The organism is Waltera acetigignens, from assembly GCF_025567015.1.
Classification (GTDB): Bacteria; Bacillota; Clostridia; order Lachnospirales; family Lachnospiraceae; genus Acetatifactor; species Acetatifactor acetigignens.
The window spans coordinates 1-16,016 of the sequence record NZ_JAOQJO010000029.1 but is presented as its reverse complement, the minus strand read 5'-3'; the positions used below and the strand labels follow the sequence as shown (position 1 = coordinate 16,016).

Sequence of the window (16,016 nt, the reverse complement as noted above, 5' to 3'; positions counted from 1 at the left end):
CTAACTTCTAGGATATATTTTGCAATACTAAGTTCCAGTTTTTGGGTGAATGGACTGGAATTTAATTTTCCAATTCACCTTCCCTTTAATTAGCCATGAACTGGCTCACATCCGGGGGTATATCTATGAGGATGAGGCGAATTTTATTGCATTTCTGGCCTGCGTAGAGTCGGATGACAGTACTTTTCAATATGCGGGTTACTTAAGTGTGCTGAATTATGTGGCAAACGATCTGTATAAGACGAGACTGGCGGATCCGGACAGCTATGCGGCGGCCAGAGAGGCGGTACATCCGTTACAGGTATTACAGCAGGTGCAGGAGGACAATATCTTTGTCACAGAAGAGCAATGGGAGAGAATCAACGGAAAAGCTGTGGTGAATACGGAGACGGTGGACAGTGTTTCAGATACCCTGACCAATGCTTCACTGAAATTGAATGGTGTTTCGGATGGCATGATCAGCTACAACCGGGTGGTGGAGCTTTTACTGCAATGGTACGGGGAAAAAGAGGAGTTTTAACCGTATCATTTGTAGGAGATAGAGGAATAATTGCAAAAATTTAAAATTTTTTTGATAAGGTACTTGACATTTGGACGAAATTTGTGTAGACTACGATTGTTGTGACGCAGAGCAGTCATGAAACAAGATTGCAAGTAGGATTAAGTCGCGGGCCCAGATAGCTCAGTTGGTAGAGCAGAGGACTGAAAATCCTCGTGTCACTGGTTCGATTCCGGTTCTGGGCATTTTCGCAGGACACCATTTCTTAAAATGGCCGCCCTGCTTCATATATAAACATGCGGGTGTAGTTCAATGGTAGAACACCAGCCTTCCAAGCTGGATACGTGGGTTCGATTCCCATCACCCGCTCTCTTTTTTTAGCGGGAAGCCTTGATTTATTATGGCTTCTCGCTGTTTTTGTATTATCGGGTTGGATACCAGATGATACCAAAGTTTTTTCGGGAATGTAATGGATGGTTTAGAGAGGGGATTACCAGATGAACGCATACTCTCATAGGGGAAAAGAAGAACGAGACGACCGAAGTCGTCTCGTAAAAGTCTAAGTTTTTAGGGAGTCTCAATTTATATTTTATATCTATTTGATTAAAATGTGTCCGTTATCAGTTGCTTTTACTTGAGTACTTCCTACATCAACCCAGTTATTATAATTTACTACTAAGGAATCATCACCATTATAATATGAATAATAGATTTCATTATATACAGCATCTGCATCAGGAGTAATCATTCTAAGGCTATTAAGAATTGAGTTCCATATAAGTTCTGTAGAATTACCCTTCAATGTTAATTTCCAATAACCATTTGCAGCATCATAGTCCATTGTCCACATATAGGCAGCAACTCCGGATGTATCTAATAAACCAATACCATCAACGACACCGTCCTGATTTCTGTCGTAAGGTTGTAGACATGATAATGCACTGGCACTCCCCGTATTTTGATATGCCCATAATGGGTCAAATGCTTGTTTATATGCTACAAAGGATGAATTAGAATCATCAAATGTTGTTTGCTTCGATGACACAGTTGCTACAGCAGGTAAATCAGAAGCACTTACTTCGTTTGTACTAGACACGCCCATATATTCATTACATGCTTTATCCCAGTCACTTCCCGGTTCACAATTTTCTGTTCTATCATAGAAAATGGAATAAATATTTCCCTGCCCCGGAACAATTTTAAAACCATCGGCAATACGAATTGTTACGCCATTACTGGCCGTCCATGTCTGACCCGCATACCAGGTATTTTGGTGAACGTCATTTATTTCATCACCGTCCGTATCTCCGGAACGGATATCAATTCCATTTACAATATAAGGTAATTCATAACGAGCCGGTACAGTTACCTGTAAGGTTGTATTTGCGCAATTCAATAATGAGCAATAGTCTTCGCATATATTCTCTATTTTTTTCTAGCGTAAATTATGTTACGATTGTTATAATAAAAAAGGGGGGGACATTGTGAAGAGAATAGTGGCAGTCATTGTGTTATTTCAATTACTGGTAGTTAATTTATTTGGCTTGTGGCAGAACCTGTATGCGAAAGCAAACGAAGTGATAGAGGAAAAAGAGGTCACGATCATTGACAGTTATACGATACAGACAGGGGACAGTGGAGAAAGTTCCTATATGACAGGAACGGATGGCGAAGAATATTACAAAATTGTGGGTGATGGATATGAGATCGGTGATGTGATTATGATCTATCGCAATGCAAACTCTGTAAATGCTCAGGTGGGAGACACAGCCATGGGGGATCCGGAGTGGTATTCTTCCCTGAAAATGGCGAGGCAGGGAGAAATCTTTGGAATAACGCTGTTTTCAATATTTACGATCCTTAATGTGACAGTGCTGGTGGTGTATTTTAAGAAAATAAGTACCGGCGGGAAAAAAGCGACTGTTTAAAAGGAGGAATACTTCCGATATACATAGTAGAACAGATCAACCGGAAAACAGGAACGGAGGCGCTTATGCAGGTCGGTGGGGTCGGAAGCGGACATGACACATATTCTCATCAGGTAACATCATGTCTTCATGAACATGGGGCAAATACGGATACGGGCAGTATGGGGGCTAAGTCCGGAGCCGCGCAGACGGCTACAGAAGCCTTGCAGGAGAATTCTAAGGGAAACCTGTTGTCCTGGGTACAGAATATTGGGAATAGTGGAAAACAGCTCTTACAGAAGATCTGGGGAGACAGCAAAGAATCCAATGATGCGATAAGTTCGCAGAAGGATGGCAGCGGTAATCATATCGCGGGTCAGGAGACGCTTGTTACGGGAAATTCTGTGGGCGTGAAGACTACGTTGAACAGGGCGGCGGTGGAGACGGCGGCGACGCATACCTATTTCCAGCCGATAGAGACACGAGAGGCTGTGCCGACAACACCGTTGCAGAAAGTGCGTTATCAGGTACAGAAGGTAGCCAGAAAACTGATGGACCGACTGCCGGGACGATTCCTGGGATCCCATAGCGGAGATTTCCTGCAGACAAAGCAACAGCATACTAAAGAGGATCTGCGGAAGAGAAGCCAGTACAAAGAGGACGATCAGGAGATCGAATGCATTCTTACGGATGAAAGCTACCTGACAGATTCCTATAATCGAAAGGGAGAATACAGCCATCTTACTACGGATAAATAGGATGTGGTGGAATTTTTCGTAAAATTTCAAAAATTTTCTTGACAGTTTGGCATTCATCATGTAATATAGTCTTTGCTGTGAGACACACAGCAGACATTCATCAGATTGCGGATGAATGTCAACACAATTAATTTCATACCTTCAAGATACAGGTTTTGACCTGTACATTATGCGCGAGTGGCTCAGCGGTGGAGCACCTCCTTGCCAAGGAGGGGGTCGCGGGTTCGATCCCCGTCTCGCGCTCTCATGAAAAAAAGAACGATACCAAATCGGTATCGTTCTTTTTTTTGAGCCCTGCCAGGGCTCGAAAGTTCGATGTCTACGCTCCGCTCCGGTCAGCACTTCTTTCTAATAAATTCTGTGTTTCGCAATACCTGTGTCTGATCGTACAGTGGGTGACATAATATATCGGGGTTTGTATTTTTCTAAAATGATGAATGGGAAAGCCACTGGTGACTTTCCCATTCTATTTTCTATTCTACTATGATATGTAACATGCCATTTTCATCTTCTGTTACTATTGTTCCACCCAATTCACCATTTTCATACATTCTTAATAATATCCTGTTTTCAGCGATACGATATTCCTGATGGTTGGCTCCTGTGAATAGGGAACCATCAGGTAAGTAATCTCCTACGTGGAAAACTTCTCCATATCGTGGGGAGCCTTCTTTCATGTAAACGGCATAGCTTTCTTCGGAACCTGCTCCTTTGCCAGTGTCGTAAACCCAGCACCAACCTATAGTTCCATCTGCTCCTTGAGATTGTGCATATCCCGTCCACGGTTCATAACCACCATATTCTTCTGTCACTTCATTAAATTCTTGTTTTCCAAGGGCAAAGGCGATGTCTCCATCTATGTTGGTTGCCTTGGGATCTACATCCTCCGGATTTACATCAGGATAAATGATGTTCTCGGCAATTTCATCCATTAAACTACCATCACCTGCTACATGATAATACATGAATGACATTGTCGTAAATAATCTGACCGCTTCACCTTTTGTAATTGCTGCATCCCAATCTTCTAAGTCTGATTCTGAAATTAACTCCATATTAGTAGCTATTTCAAATGCTTTATACATATCAGATGGAACTCCCTTACCCGGATCAGAGATTGCTTCTGTAAAGCTGATGTCTCCTGCATCGGATACTGTTGATATTGCTACATCTTCAAGATAGGTGTTATTCTTAAAACCATTGTTATCCATATATGCCTGGTAGTCTTGGCTATAATAGTTTGCTAACAGATAAATGTACTCTCCTCTTGACATTGCTGACGTAAAAGTCTCTTCATTTAAACCAGTCGAAGTATTCACATAGGCATATTCATCCATTGGTGCGGCAAAATTGGTATATTGTGTTTCTCCTACTTTTGCTGTGAAGTCACTGTCTGTTTCTGGTGCCTGTGCTTCATTTACCTGAGTCATTGCTCTCATTATTAACGTCATTGCCTGTGCTCTTGAAAGGGGGACATCTCCATCAAACTGTCTTTCTTCTTGGTCTGGAAGCAATTCAAAGTAGGCATTGATCGTTGCATAGGGAGCATTCGCATAATCTGCATCTATATCTGCATAATATTCTATTGCCATTTCACCAAGCTCTAAAACAGATGACACTACCATCATATAGCCTCGAAAATATTGATTTTTTATTGCTAAAAGTAACGTGATATTCTGGTCTGGCCGTGTTGTTAATGGATTCGTGTATAAGTTACCCTCTTTGTTGCCTGTGGTTCCTGTTACTTCTACATATTCCTCAAAGGCTGCTCTTAACTCCGGATGTGTTTCTAAACTTGAGAGTGGAATCCAGGGGAGTGACACCGTTTTTGATTCTTCTGTTTCTGTTTCCTCCGGCACTGTGGTTTCTGCCTGTTCGGATTCAACAGTAGCAGTGATGGATTCATTGCCGGATGTGGTTTCCTGCTTGCCACAGGAAGCAAAAGATAAAATACATACGGTTATCAAGGTTAAAATAGTTGTTTTTTTCATAAATACTCCCATCTGTTATTTTTTTCATGGGTTAATGGTATTGTACCACAGAATGGGAAATAACGCTATAACGTTTATTTTGTGTGGTGCACATGTCCGCGGGACCAGACTTTACTGGGCTGGGCTTTGTAGGTGGGGCGGCGGAACAGGAGGCTTCGGAGAGCCGGGCCGTTAAAAGGAAAGAGGGGCCAGAAGTAGCTGAAGCCCGCGAAGGTCGGGGTAGTCAAAATAGAGACTGTCACCAGTGTCAGACCGATAAGGAATCCCGGCAATCCCCAGAGCCCTGTTGTGACGACCAAAAGAATACGGTAGATCCGCAGAGCATCAGCAAATTCGATACTGGAGAGGGACAGATTCGCCAGCATGGTGACGGCAGCATAGAAGAGGACTTCCGTGGAGGCCCAGTTAAGACTGACAGCAATGTCACCGATTAATAGTCCGCCGACAATGGACAGAGCACCGGAGACGCGGCTGGAGCTGAGTGCCGCTGAATACTTGAAAAGATCCAGCAGGAACTCTACCGCCAGCACATAGAAGAAGAGCCGGAAAGGGGACAGGTCACTGACGGGGGTAAGCTGCAGCGAGGCAGTAATCTCGGGATAGTAGGCGGAGAGAAGTAAAAATACCGGAAGGAGTAGGAGACTGACCGGAATGCACAGGAAGCGTATCATGCGGAAATAAGTTCCGGTCAGAGGATTGTTGTAATAGTCCTCCGGACTCTGGGTAAACTGGAAGATCGTACCGGGAAGCAGCAGAACGGCAGGGGAGTTGTCCACGATGAGCAGAATATGCCCTTCGCACAGATAGCTGCAGGCCACATCGGGCCGTTCCGTCAGCTGGATACTGGGCAGAGGATTCCACCAGCGTTTTTTGATCAGGAGTTCTTCCAGACTTTTGCTGCCCATGGTCAGGGAAGTGATCTGTAATTGGGAAAGCTTTTTCTTTAAGGTATCTAATAATTCCTCATTGACCTGATCCGCCAGATAGGCGATAGCTACATCCGTGCGGCTTTCTGCACCCAGAGAACAGATAGAGAATGTCAGTTTCGGAGAACGCACCCTCCGGCGGATCAGATTGGTATTGAACAACAGCGTCTCCACAAAACCGTCCCGGGCACCCCGGGTGATCCGTTCGGTGTCAGGTTCGGAAATGCTGCGGACAGGATAGGTACGGACATCGATGATCACGGCCTGTGCAAACCCTTCTACCAGAAGGACAGAGGGGCCACTGAGAATATTTTGCAGAATCGTATCTATAGAGGAAGTCAGTGACACCTGGGCATACCCCAGTTTGCTCTGCACATAGCGAGGAAGATCCCGGATTTCGGAATCCAGTGTATAGAGGGGGTCCTGCAAGTCGGAAAAAATTTGTTGAAGGATCTCCGTCTTACAAAAACCATTGACACCGATCCAGTAAGCCGGCGTATTTCCCAGCTTCAGGTCACGGGTGATCAGGTCAAAACTGTCATCCAGTGGCAGCAGAGCGTGGAAAAGTGCTGTATTTTTGGATAGATTTGTGGATAAGGAGCGTTGTACCATAGTGGGAAATCCTTTCTGATCACTTGCATAGACTGCCAAACAGGTATATGGTATTATTATTCAGATAGATTCCCCAGGTTTTTCGGAACTATACGGATCAGTGGTATAATTGACACAACCCCAGCAGGATCAACAATAAACCTGAGACGGGATCCGTATATTCCCCGATCTGCTGCAGGAAAGCAGACCTGCCCAGACGGCTTCCGAAAGCCAGAAATCCGAAGGAGCAGAAAAAGGTGGACACCGATGCCGGAAGGAAAGGAAGTCCCGTAATACTGGCAGAGAAACCGATGCCGATATTGTTCATGGAAAGGGCACAGCCCAGCGCCAGTATCTGCGACAGGGATAATTCCCGGTGCCCGGCAAATTTTTTCTTTTTCTGGCACAGATTATTATCCGGGGAAAAATTGCAGCGCCATCTGGAAAGCAGCCATTTTCCCACGTAGTAAAGACCGAAAAGGATCAGTACACTGCTTCCGATCCGGGTACCGATGCCGATGGGAAACAAGGGTAACAACAGGTTGCCAAGACCTATAGAGATCACAGTCCCGATCAGGGTGACTGTGCTGATCAGCAGATTATGTCTGGCAGGCAGAGGGATTTTCTGGAGGCCCAGAGCCATACCTACCAGAAGGGCATCCAGACTGGCTGAGATGCCGAAGAGCAGAGGGGGCAGAATAGACATAACATGCTCCGTAGAAAATATTCTTAATTTTACTATATTCCCCTGAAATTATTTTGTGAGGTTGTGGGGCAAAGGAACAAATGAGTATGGAAGTAAAGAGAAAACTGAGTGAATTCCTAAAAAGAGAGACGGTTCTGACCGTAGCGATCCTGCTGGCAATAGTGTCCGCGGTGATGATTCCGCCGGACAGAGAATATGTAGGATATATTGATTTCCGCACACTTTCGATCCTTTTCTGCCTGATGACGGTGATGGCAGGCTTGCAGAAACTGGGTGTTTTCCGTAATATTGCAAAAACGCTGTTGCGGCATACACAGAATACCATACAGTTGGCAGAGGTATTGGTACTTTTGTGTTTCTTTTTCAGTATGATCATCACCAATGATGTGTCATTGATAACGTTTGTACCGTTTACCTTCATTGTGCTGCAGCTGACAGGCGAAGAAGCTGTGAAAAAACTGGCAGTACCTGTGATCGTTCTGCAGACGATAGCTGCCAATCTGGGAAGTATGCTGACGCCGATCGGAAATCCGCAGAATCTGTATTTATATGGGAAAACACAGATGTCCGCTGGAACATTTATACTTTTGATGCTGCCTTATTCTCTGGTGTCACTGCTTTTACTGATGATCTGTGTGGTAATTGTGGCAAAACGAAGCGGAATCGAAGTCCGGGGAGCAGAAGTTTTGCTGACAGAAGATGAGAAGCTGGAACAAAAGAAATATTTACTTCCGGCATATTTGCTGTTATTTGTGTTGTGTCTGCTGACTGTGGCTCATATGATTCCTTATCCGGTGACATTGGGAACTGTGGCATTGGCGGTTCTCCTTTTAGATCGTGGTACTCTTATAAAAGTGGATTATTCGCTTTTGCTGACGTTTGTGGGCTTCTTTATTTTTATAGGAAATATGGGAAGAATGCCTGCTTTCTGTGATTTCCTGCAGAAGATCATCGGAGGTAGAGAAGTGATGACAGCCGTGATTGCCAGTCAGGTGATCAGTAATGTTCCGGCGGCCCTGCTGTTATCCGGATTTACGGAAAATATAACGGCATTGATCATCGGTACGAATCTGGGAGGGTTGGGGACGCTGATCGCATCCATGGCCAGTCTGATCTCTTATAAACAGGTGGCCAGACAGATTCCGGGAGAGAAAAAGAAGTATTTTGGATGGTTTACCATAGCAAATATCGTTTTTTTAATGATATTGGTATTGGAAAACTGTCTGCTGTAACTATAGAAAGCAGTCTGTCTGCCGGGAAAGGCAGAAAAGATGGCAATAACTAAAAAATAATCTGGGAGGTATTCGTCATGACAGAAGATATGACAATCATTGCAGAAGAGGCTTATCTGGCGGCCAAGGAGATCTTGGAAAAGGCGAGGCTGGAGCAGGGAGAGCTGTTTGTGGTAGGCTGTTCTACCAGTGAGGTGGGAGGTGCTACTATCGGTACCTATTCCAGCCCGGAGCTGGCGGAGATGGTCTTCGGCGGTATTTACCAGGCCACGCAGGAAGCCGGGGTATATCTGGCTGCGCAGTGTTGTGAGCATCTGAACCGCGCACTGATTCTGGAAAAAGAGGCTGCGGTAAAATATGGTTATCCCATGGTAAATGTGGTACCTCAGCCTAAGGCAGGCGGATCTTTTGCGACGGCGGCGTATAAAGCCTTCGAGCATCCGGTGGCTGTGGAACATATTCAGGCGGCAGCAGGAATGGATATCGGGGATACGCTGATCGGAATGCATCTGAGAGATGTGGCAGTACCGGTGCGCCTCCGGTCCGGACAGATCGGAGACGCCCATGTGGTATGCGCCCGCACCAGACCGAAATTCATTGGTGGCGGCAGAGCGGTTTATGACGAAGAATTATTGTAAAGAAATGATATGTGGCTATTTCTGTGGCATTCCGCGGAAGTAGTCACGGATCCAGCGTCCGGATTCATTGAAATCATCGTCGGTCCAGTCGGAAAGTGCCGTGCTGGAAGCCTTGAAGACGCTGCTGCTTTCGTCTTTGTTGGCGAGATTCCAGCAGCAGAAGCTGATCTGATATTTGTTCAGCAGATCCAGCCACTTGGTCGTGGAATCAAAATCGTTGGCACCATTGCCGGAGGCATCGCACATGCCAAATTCGCTGACAAATACCGGAAGCCCGTTCTGAACACAGGTCTCTAAGCGGTTCCGCAGGTCGTCTTTATGGGTGCCTGCGTAGAAATGCAGCGTATACATTACATTGCTGTCATCCAGCGGAGAAGCGGCAGCCTTGTCGATCTCCTGACTCCAGGTTGGTGTTCCCACGAGAATTACGGCATCCGGCTTCTGCACCCGGATCACCGGGATGACTTCTTCTGCGTAAGACTTGATGCTGTCCCAGGAAGTACCGCCGTTGGGTTCATTGCAGATCTCATAGAGCACATTGTCGTTGTCGGCAAAAACTTCCGCCATTTCCCGGAAAAAGGCGATTGCCTCATCTTTGTTCTGGTTCGGATCACAGTCACTTAAAATATGCCAGTCCACGATCACATACATTCCCAGCTCCGTAGCGTAGGATACGCCATCTTTTACCAGCTGTTTCAGCTGTTCTTTATCACCGCCGGCACAATAACCGCCGTATTCCGCTGTATACATGGCGAGGCGGATACAGTTAGTATTCCAGTCGTCCCGCAGGGTACGGAAGGAATCATAATTGATATACTGAGGGAACCAGGCAATACCGTGGGTGGACATACCGTAGAGCTGGACAGTGTTGCCGTTTTCGTCTGTCAGCTTACCGTTTTCTACATGGAGAGCGCCATGCTGCCCATAGGGCGTGGAGGCATCCACGGAGAGTGCTTCGGAAGATGGGGGTTCAGTTTCCGCAGGCTGGGCTTCGACTGTTTCGGGGACGGATGTCTGTTCGGGAGCGGTTGTGCTTTCGGAGATGGTCTCGGTGATGGCAGCGGAAGGTGCCTCAGAGGAGGTCGCTGCGGTTTCATTGGCTGCATCCTGTTTGCCACAGCCGGCCAGTGCACAGGTACTCAGAGCCGCCAGAACGGCACAGCTCAGTGTTTTTTTGAAGATAGACATAGGAACCTCTTTTCTTAATGAAAATAATAAAAATATAAACAATGGGTTACTCTTTCAGAACTACAACAATACAAACACTTACAGGAAATATTATAGTTGCCCGGGTTACGGTTGGCAAGAAATGATTGCCCCCGAATAGGAGCTGTGATACAGTTAATGGGAACAGATTATAGAAATGGAGGAAATCCATGCTTCCACAGGTGTTTTTAGAGAGAATGCAGGGACTTTTGGGATCGGAATACGAGGAGTTCCTGGTAAGTTTTGACCATGAAAAATATCAGGCACTGCGTCTGAATCCCCTAAAACTGCGGACGGAGTCCGGACGGACAGATGACAGTACTGTCATAGAAGAAAAAATACAGCAGACCTTTCGTTTGCATCCGGTTCCCTGGGCGGACAACGGCTATTACTACACAAAAGAGGACCAGCCCGGAAAGCATCCCTGGCATGAAGCGGGCCTGTATTATATCCAGGAGCCCAGTGCCATGGCACCGGTGACACTACTGTCACCACAGCCCGGAGAGCGGATTCTGGATCTGTGTGCGGCACCCGGCGGAAAAAGCACCCAGATTGCATCGGCTATGGAGGGAGAAGGATTGCTCGTGACGAACGAGATCCATCCCGCCAGGGCGAAGATTCTGTCGGAGAATGTGGAGCGTATGGGAATCCGCAATGCCTGCGTGCTGAACGAGACACTGGAGCATCTGGCAGATATTTTTGAAGAATACTTTGACCGGATTCTGGTGGATGCCCCCTGTTCCGGAGAAGGAATGTTCCGCAAAAATGAGGCAGCCTGTGAAGAGTGGAGCCCGGAAAATGTACAGCTCTGTGCGGACAGGCAGGACGGCATTCTGGAATGCGCTGCGCGGATGCTGGTACCCGGCGGCCGACTGGTGTATTCTACCTGTACGTTTGCACCTGCGGAGAATGAAGGCAGCATCAGCCGTTTTCTGGCAAAGCATGAGGAATTCGAGATCGTTCCCATTGATAAAAAAGCACTGGGGATCCCGGAGGGCTGTGACGGCATTCCGGGTTGCGTGGAGAATCCCGCGCCGGGAATCGAAGGTACCTTGCGCCTGTGGCCTCATAAGCTGAAGGGAGAAGGTCATTACGCCGCGGTATTGCAGAAGAAGGGAAAGCTTCCGGAGGGGTATCAGCCGGTGTGCGCAACGGGAACAGAAAAAGGAATCCCCGCAAAGAACCTTGCGAAGGACTGGGCGGAATATTTTGCTTTTGCAAAAGAGACTTTTTCGGAGAAGCTGATGTGGGAAGCGGGATTGTGTACGGCGGGAGAAGGATTTCTGGCGTTCGGTGATAATCTGTACCGTATGCCGGAGAGAATGCCAGGGGTCAAGGGGCTGAAAGTGCTGCGTCCGGGACTGCACCTGGGAACCTTGAAAAAGAATCGTTTCGAACCGGCTCATGCGCTGGCACTGGCGCTGTGCCCGAAGGATGTGAAGCATGTATGGAATCTGTCCGTGGAGGAAGCGGCTGCTTATCTGAAGGGACAGACTTTTTCCGCGGAAGGCGAGAAGGGCTGGTATCTGATCTGCGTGGACGGCATCAGCCTGGGCTGGGGAAAACTGGCCGGAGGCATCATGAAGAACCATTATCCCAAGGGGCTGCGGAAGGGATAACGGATCACGACAATAAGGACAGTTTATATGAGAACAGAAATATTATACGAAGACAAGATCATCATGGTCATCCGCAAACCGGCAGGACTGGCGGTACAGTCCGCCGGGATCGGACAACCGGATGTGGTCAGCGAGTTGAAATCCCATCTTGCAAAGCTTCCCGACACAGGGAGGCTGGGACCGGGAAAAGGAGAGCCATATCTGGGCATAGTCCACAGACTGGATCAGCCGGTGGAGGGTGTGCTGGTATTCGCCAAAGAGAAAAAGTCGGCAGCAGTTCTGACGAAACAATTGTCGGCGGGCACATTGAATAAACAGTATTATGCGGTACTCTGTGGATATCCTGATGCTTCGGAAGGGGAGCTTGTGGATTATCTACGGAAAGAGGGCAGCGTGGCAGTGGCAGTCACCGGCAGAGAGATGAATTTTCCGGACGCAAAGATCGCAAAACTGCATTATAGCATTTTGGAGAAAATTAATCAGCCTATGCCGCTGGCACTGGCAGATGTCTGCATTGAGACCGGACGGTTCCACCAGATCCGTGTGCAGTTTGCCCATGCGGGATGGCCGTTGTTGGGAGATACCAAATACGGGAACACTACAGTCGCCGGAACGGCAGGGAGTCCGGCATATCGCGGCGTGGCACTTTGCGCATATTCTCTGGATTTTACCCATCCCGGCAACGGCAAAAAGATGTCATTCCGGGTGAAACCGCAGAATCCTGCATTTGAAAAATTTACAAAAATTCCTTCGGAGGATATTTTCGAAGGATAAAAAAGCCTGTCCGGCACACACTAATCCCAAAAAGGAAGTGTGCGGCATGGATTGGGGAGAATTTGGCAAAAAAATAATAGGAAAAAAGATGATAGTACTGCTTCTGGTAACGGGAGCAGTCTATTTTTTTCTGCAATATCTGACACCTCTGTCGGCACCGGTACTGTTGGCCATGCTGTTTGTCACAATTTTTGGGCCAATGATGAAGCGGATGAATCAGCGTCTACATTTTCCCAGACCCCTCAGTGCCATAGTGCTTCTCATCGTGGCAACAGTGTTGCTGGTGGGGTTACTCTGGATTCTGGTGTCCTGGATGCTAGGCAGCCTGCCGGTATGGATCGGCAATCTGGAACTGCGGGAGCAGGAGTGGCTGGAAGCCGTCCGGGGGCTGTGTCGCAGCGTGGGAGAGATTATTGGTGTGGAGACTGCGTATCTGGAAAATACGGTCAGTGGCAGACTACAGGAGGGGCTGGATTCACTGGAAGAAAATATTCTGCCGGGAATGCTTTCCCAGTCTATGCAGTATGTGCAGTGGTTCGCGGAGCTGGGAGGATTTCTGGTGACGTTTTTGATCGCTTCGGTGCTGCTGGCGAAAGACTATGACGGTATTATGAACCGTCTGCTGGATCAGGAGGCCTGTCATGTACTTCTGGAGGTGATCTGCGGGATCGTCCGTTATATTGCCACTTTTGTAAAGGCCCAGGGGATCATTATGACCACGATTGCCATGACAGCCGCGGCAACATTGGGAATCGCCGGAATAAAACATGGTATTTTGTGGGGGATCCTGGCGGGGATTTTAGATGCGCTGCCTTTTATCGGAACGGGAGTGGTACTGGTTCCGCTGGGCATGTTTCAGATCCTGGATGGCAACTGGGGCCGGGCACTGGTCTGTGGTGTATTGTATGTGGTCTGCATTTTTCTGCGGGAGGTCATGGAGCCTCGTCTCATCGGCAGAAAAATAGGGGTATCCCCCATAGCAGTGCTGGTGTCGTTGTATGCCGGAATCCGGCTGTTTGGCGTCTGGGGGATTATCAAGGGGCCATTGGGATTTGTGCTCATCTATGAGACTTATCACAGCCTGGCCCGCATGTATGACCGCCAGAGGGAGCAGGAACAACAGGAATGAGAAAAGATTGACGAAAGAAGTGTCGAAAGCTATCATAAAAGTATTAGACAAAGGAAGCTTAGGAGAGACGGACCTATGGCAAAAAAAACAAAAGGGAAAAATTCTGTGGAATCGGTGGCAGAAACGCTATGCAATTTCAGCCGGTTCCTGTGTGATATCGTGATCAGCGTGTATCTGTTTGTGATATTGGCTGTACTGCCGTTGTACAACAGGGGCTATGCCCAGATCGGAACAGACAAGGAGAATTTTTTTATTAAGACTATGACTTATGTGGGGAAATGTCTGCTTCCGGTATTTGTGTTGTGGCTGATCCTTCGCCTCATTGTGGCAAAGCAGAAACAGGAGCTTCCGGAATTTCGGACTATTCCGAAAAGAATCTGGCAGGCTTTGAACACCACGGATAAATTTGCTGCTCTATACGGGATTGCCGTGGTAATGTCCTATGTGTTTACCCGGTATCGGGAGGAGGCACTGTGGGGGACGGCATCCTGGCGGATGGGGATGTGGACCCAGCTGGGAGCGGTCATTGTATATTTTATGATCTCACGGATGTGGCAGAGAAACGGCTGGATCGTGATCCTGACATTGCCGGTGTCGACCATTGTTTTTTTCCTCGGATATATGAATAAATTCGGGCTGTGCCTTGTAGATAAGGAGATCATCAATTCCTCCTTTATTTCTACCGTGGGAAATATTAACTGGTATTGCGGTTATCTGGTGACGGTGCTGTTCGGTGGAGTTTATCTGTTATGGTGGATGGGATCGGAGATCACTTGGAAGAGAGCGTTGCTGATGGGGTATGTGACGATTGGTTTTGCTTCTCTGGTAACCCAGGGCAGCAGCAGTGGTGTTGTAACTTTAGCCGTAATGCTGTTTGTATTGTTTGGCATGTCTGTGAAAGATGGCGGAAAAATGGAATGCTTCTGGCAGGAAATGACATTGTTATCGGTGGCATGTCTGATCACATATATTCTGCGGAGCTGCAATGTGCTTTCGCAGGAACTGCCGATGGAAAAAGTGACGGATATCCTGACGTTTTCCGCAATGAGTGTGATTATGACGATCGTGTCAGTAGTGGTACTGTGGCTGGTACATACCAGCAATAACAGAAATCATTACCGTGGGAACCTTTTTTGGGGCATCTATCGGATATTGTGCGTAGCACTGCCGGTTGTGAGCGTGGCATTATTAGCGTTTATCCTGGCGAATACGCTGTTGGGCGGAAAACTGACGTCCTTTCTGACGGAGACGGCAGGTGACGGGGGCAGCAACTGGCTGATGTTCAGCGCGGCCTGGGGCAGCAACAGGGGAGCCACCTGGTCGGCGGGAGCCAGCTGCTTCTGGGAAGCAGATCTGTTACATAAGATTTTCGGCGTAGGGCCGGATTGCATGTATGCGTTCCTGTCGAATGAGGCCAGCCCGGAGCTGCAAAATATGGTGTATGATTTCTTCTATGGAAACCGCCTCACTAATGCACATAATGAATGGCTGACGATCCTGGTGGATATAGGAGTGCTGGGGCTGGTCAGTTATGCGGGAATGATGATCTCAGTAATCCGTAATTTCCTGCATGCCGGGAAAAAGTCGATGCTGGTGGGAGCCTGCGGGTTCTGTGTGCTGGCCTATACGGTGAACAATATGTTCAGCTTCCAGCAGGTGATGAATATTTCGACGGTGTTTGTGATTATGGGGATTGGAGAGAATTTGCGGCGTTCAGCCCGTGATTGAACTAGTGAAAGTTGAATTTGAGGTCTCCGCTCCGCTTCGGTCGGTCCAGGCCGAGGTTCCCCGGACCTCGTGGGGTCTCCGCTCCGCTTCGGTCGGCTCAAAGCCGAGGTCCACTGGACCTCGTGAGCCCTCTGCGCCCGAACGGTGTGTCCGAGCCAGCTAGAGGACGTAAGTTTGGATATATCATGACAAACAAAAATAGGTTCTCACAAATGTGAGAACCTCAGACTGTAGACAAAGCTCCTTCCTGTGAGGGAGCTTTTCTTGTGTCATGACTGCAAAAATTATGTACTTACAAGCATATAAGAAGTA

At 47.6% G+C, this 16,016-nt stretch carries 14 protein-coding genes and 3 tRNA genes; 12 read left to right on the top strand and 5 right to left on the bottom strand.

All coding sequences use genetic code 11. The features are described 5' to 3' along the window. The first annotated feature begins 49 nt into the window (after positions 1-49). The 3 genes from OCV96_RS18830 to OCV96_RS18820 all read left to right on the top strand — a co-directional run bounded on the left by OCV96_RS18830 (position 50) and on the right by OCV96_RS18820 (position 868). Positions 50-520 carry a DUF3810 domain-containing protein gene (locus OCV96_RS18830; protein WP_262595166.1) on the top strand — a complete coding sequence of 157 codons (471 nt, stop codon included), beginning with the start codon at positions 50-52 and terminating at the stop codon, positions 518-520. 151 nt (positions 521-671) lie between these two features. After that, positions 672-744: transfer RNA gene (locus OCV96_RS18825), tRNA-Phe, on the top strand. Between the two features lie 53 nt (positions 745-797). Beyond that, a tRNA-Gly gene (locus OCV96_RS18820) sits at positions 798-868 on the top strand. 226 nt (positions 869-1,094) lie between these two features. On the opposite strand, the gene OCV96_RS18815 is transcribed toward OCV96_RS18820, so the two are convergent. After that, on the bottom strand, positions 1,095-1,895 hold the full coding sequence (locus OCV96_RS18815) for a hypothetical protein (protein WP_262595165.1): 801 nt from the start codon (positions 1,893-1,895) through the stop codon (positions 1,095-1,097). Between the two features lie 88 nt (positions 1,896-1,983). Here OCV96_RS18815 and OCV96_RS18810 point away from each other — a divergent pair, with 88 nt between their 5' ends. From OCV96_RS18810 to OCV96_RS18800, 3 genes are all read left to right on the top strand, one after another. Further along, complete coding sequence (locus OCV96_RS18810; protein WP_262595164.1) at positions 1,984-2,427, top strand: hypothetical protein; 444 nt, start codon at positions 1,984-1,986, stop codon at positions 2,425-2,427. A 65-nt stretch (positions 2,428-2,492) separates the two neighbouring features. After that, positions 2,493-3,164 carry a hypothetical protein gene (locus tag OCV96_RS18805; RefSeq protein ID WP_262595163.1) on the top strand — a complete coding sequence of 224 codons (672 nt, stop codon included), beginning with the start codon at positions 2,493-2,495 and terminating at the stop codon, positions 3,162-3,164. Positions 3,165-3,335: 171 nt separating this feature from the next. Next, a tRNA-Gly gene (locus OCV96_RS18800) sits at positions 3,336-3,407 on the top strand. A gap of 230 nt (positions 3,408-3,637) precedes the next feature. On the opposite strand, the gene OCV96_RS18795 is transcribed toward OCV96_RS18800, so the two are convergent. The 3 genes from OCV96_RS18795 to OCV96_RS18785 form a co-directional block, all read right to left on the bottom strand. Then, positions 3,638-5,155, bottom strand: a complete 1,518-nt coding sequence (locus OCV96_RS18795) for a hypothetical protein (RefSeq protein ID WP_262595162.1) — start codon at positions 5,153-5,155, stop codon at positions 3,638-3,640. 74 nt (positions 5,156-5,229) lie between these two features. Continuing rightward, positions 5,230-6,693 carry a spore germination protein gene (locus OCV96_RS18790; protein ID WP_262595161.1) on the bottom strand — a complete coding sequence of 488 codons (1,464 nt, stop codon included), beginning with the start codon at positions 6,691-6,693 and terminating at the stop codon, positions 5,230-5,232. 97 nt (positions 6,694-6,790) lie between these two features. Beyond that, positions 6,791-7,378 (bottom strand): manganese efflux pump, encoded by a 588-nt coding sequence (locus OCV96_RS18785; RefSeq protein WP_227733933.1) that lies wholly within the window; start codon positions 7,376-7,378, stop codon positions 6,791-6,793. 80 nt (positions 7,379-7,458) lie between these two features. Between OCV96_RS18785 and OCV96_RS18780 the strand changes: the two genes are divergently transcribed. Together OCV96_RS18780 and OCV96_RS18775 are read left to right on the top strand one after the other, a co-directional pair. Continuing rightward, positions 7,459-8,610, top strand: coding sequence for an SLC13 family permease (locus OCV96_RS18780; protein ID WP_262595160.1), 1,152 nt, complete (start codon positions 7,459-7,461; stop codon positions 8,608-8,610). Between the two features lie 77 nt (positions 8,611-8,687). Next, the gene (locus OCV96_RS18775) at positions 8,688-9,248 is read left to right on the top strand and encodes a TIGR01440 family protein (protein WP_117465343.1); all 561 of its coding nucleotides are present in this window, start codon (positions 8,688-8,690) and stop codon (positions 9,246-9,248) included. Between the two features lie 15 nt (positions 9,249-9,263). Here the strand turns inward: OCV96_RS18775 and OCV96_RS18770 are convergent, their stop codons facing one another. Continuing rightward, a complete protein-coding gene (locus tag OCV96_RS18770; protein WP_262595159.1) occupies positions 9,264-10,436 on the bottom strand; it encodes a glycoside hydrolase family 5 protein in 1,173 nt (390 codons plus the stop codon). Between the two features lie 188 nt (positions 10,437-10,624). Between OCV96_RS18770 and OCV96_RS18765 the strand changes: the two genes are divergently transcribed. The 4 genes from OCV96_RS18765 (at position 10,625) to OCV96_RS18750 (ending at position 15,704) form a co-directional block, all read left to right on the top strand. Further along, positions 10,625-12,073, top strand: coding sequence for an RsmB/NOP family class I SAM-dependent RNA methyltransferase (locus OCV96_RS18765; protein ID WP_262595158.1), 1,449 nt, complete (start codon positions 10,625-10,627; stop codon positions 12,071-12,073). Between the two features lie 27 nt (positions 12,074-12,100). Beyond that, complete coding sequence (locus OCV96_RS18760) at positions 12,101-12,847, top strand: RluA family pseudouridine synthase (protein WP_262595157.1); 747 nt, start codon at positions 12,101-12,103, stop codon at positions 12,845-12,847. Between the two features lie 46 nt (positions 12,848-12,893). Beyond that, a complete protein-coding gene (locus OCV96_RS18755; protein WP_262595156.1) occupies positions 12,894-13,976 on the top strand; it encodes an AI-2E family transporter in 1,083 nt (360 codons plus the stop codon). A gap of 75 nt (positions 13,977-14,051) precedes the next feature. Next, positions 14,052-15,704 carry an O-antigen ligase family protein gene (locus tag OCV96_RS18750; RefSeq protein ID WP_262595155.1) on the top strand — a complete coding sequence of 551 codons (1,653 nt, stop codon included), beginning with the start codon at positions 14,052-14,054 and terminating at the stop codon, positions 15,702-15,704. Positions 15,705-16,016 lie beyond the last annotated feature (312 nt).

What these genes read in the sequence shown, in the direction of transcription:
- OCV96_RS18750 (WP_262595155.1), top strand. Translation starts at nt 14,052, where the DNA reads ATGGCAAAAAAAACAAAAGGGAAAAATTCTGTGGAATCGGTGGCAGAA.
- OCV96_RS18775 (WP_117465343.1), top strand. Translation starts at nt 8,688, where the DNA reads ATGACAGAAGATATGACAATCATTGCAGAAGAGGCTTATCTGGCGGCC.
- OCV96_RS18765 (WP_262595158.1), top strand. Translation starts at nt 10,625, where the DNA reads ATGCTTCCACAGGTGTTTTTAGAGAGAATGCAGGGACTTTTGGGATCG.
- OCV96_RS18805 (WP_262595163.1), top strand. Translation starts at nt 2,493, where the DNA reads ATGCAGGTCGGTGGGGTCGGAAGCGGACATGACACATATTCTCATCAG.
- OCV96_RS18760 (WP_262595157.1), top strand. Translation starts at nt 12,101, where the DNA reads ATGAGAACAGAAATATTATACGAAGACAAGATCATCATGGTCATCCGC.
- OCV96_RS18795 (WP_262595162.1), bottom strand. Translation starts at nt 5,155, where the DNA reads ATGAAAAAAACAACTATTTTAACCTTGATAACCGTATGTATTTTATCT.
- OCV96_RS18830 (WP_262595166.1), top strand. Translation starts at nt 50, where the DNA reads ATGGACTGGAATTTAATTTTCCAATTCACCTTCCCTTTAATTAGCCAT.
- OCV96_RS18790 (WP_262595161.1), bottom strand. Translation starts at nt 6,693, where the DNA reads ATGGTACAACGCTCCTTATCCACAAATCTATCCAAAAATACAGCACTT.
- OCV96_RS18780 (WP_262595160.1), top strand. Translation starts at nt 7,459, where the DNA reads ATGAGTATGGAAGTAAAGAGAAAACTGAGTGAATTCCTAAAAAGAGAG.
- OCV96_RS18755 (WP_262595156.1), top strand. Translation starts at nt 12,894, where the DNA reads ATGGATTGGGGAGAATTTGGCAAAAAAATAATAGGAAAAAAGATGATA.
- OCV96_RS18770 (WP_262595159.1), bottom strand. Translation starts at nt 10,436, where the DNA reads ATGTCTATCTTCAAAAAAACACTGAGCTGTGCCGTTCTGGCGGCTCTG.
- OCV96_RS18785 (WP_227733933.1), bottom strand. Translation starts at nt 7,378, where the DNA reads ATGTCTATTCTGCCCCCTCTGCTCTTCGGCATCTCAGCCAGTCTGGAT.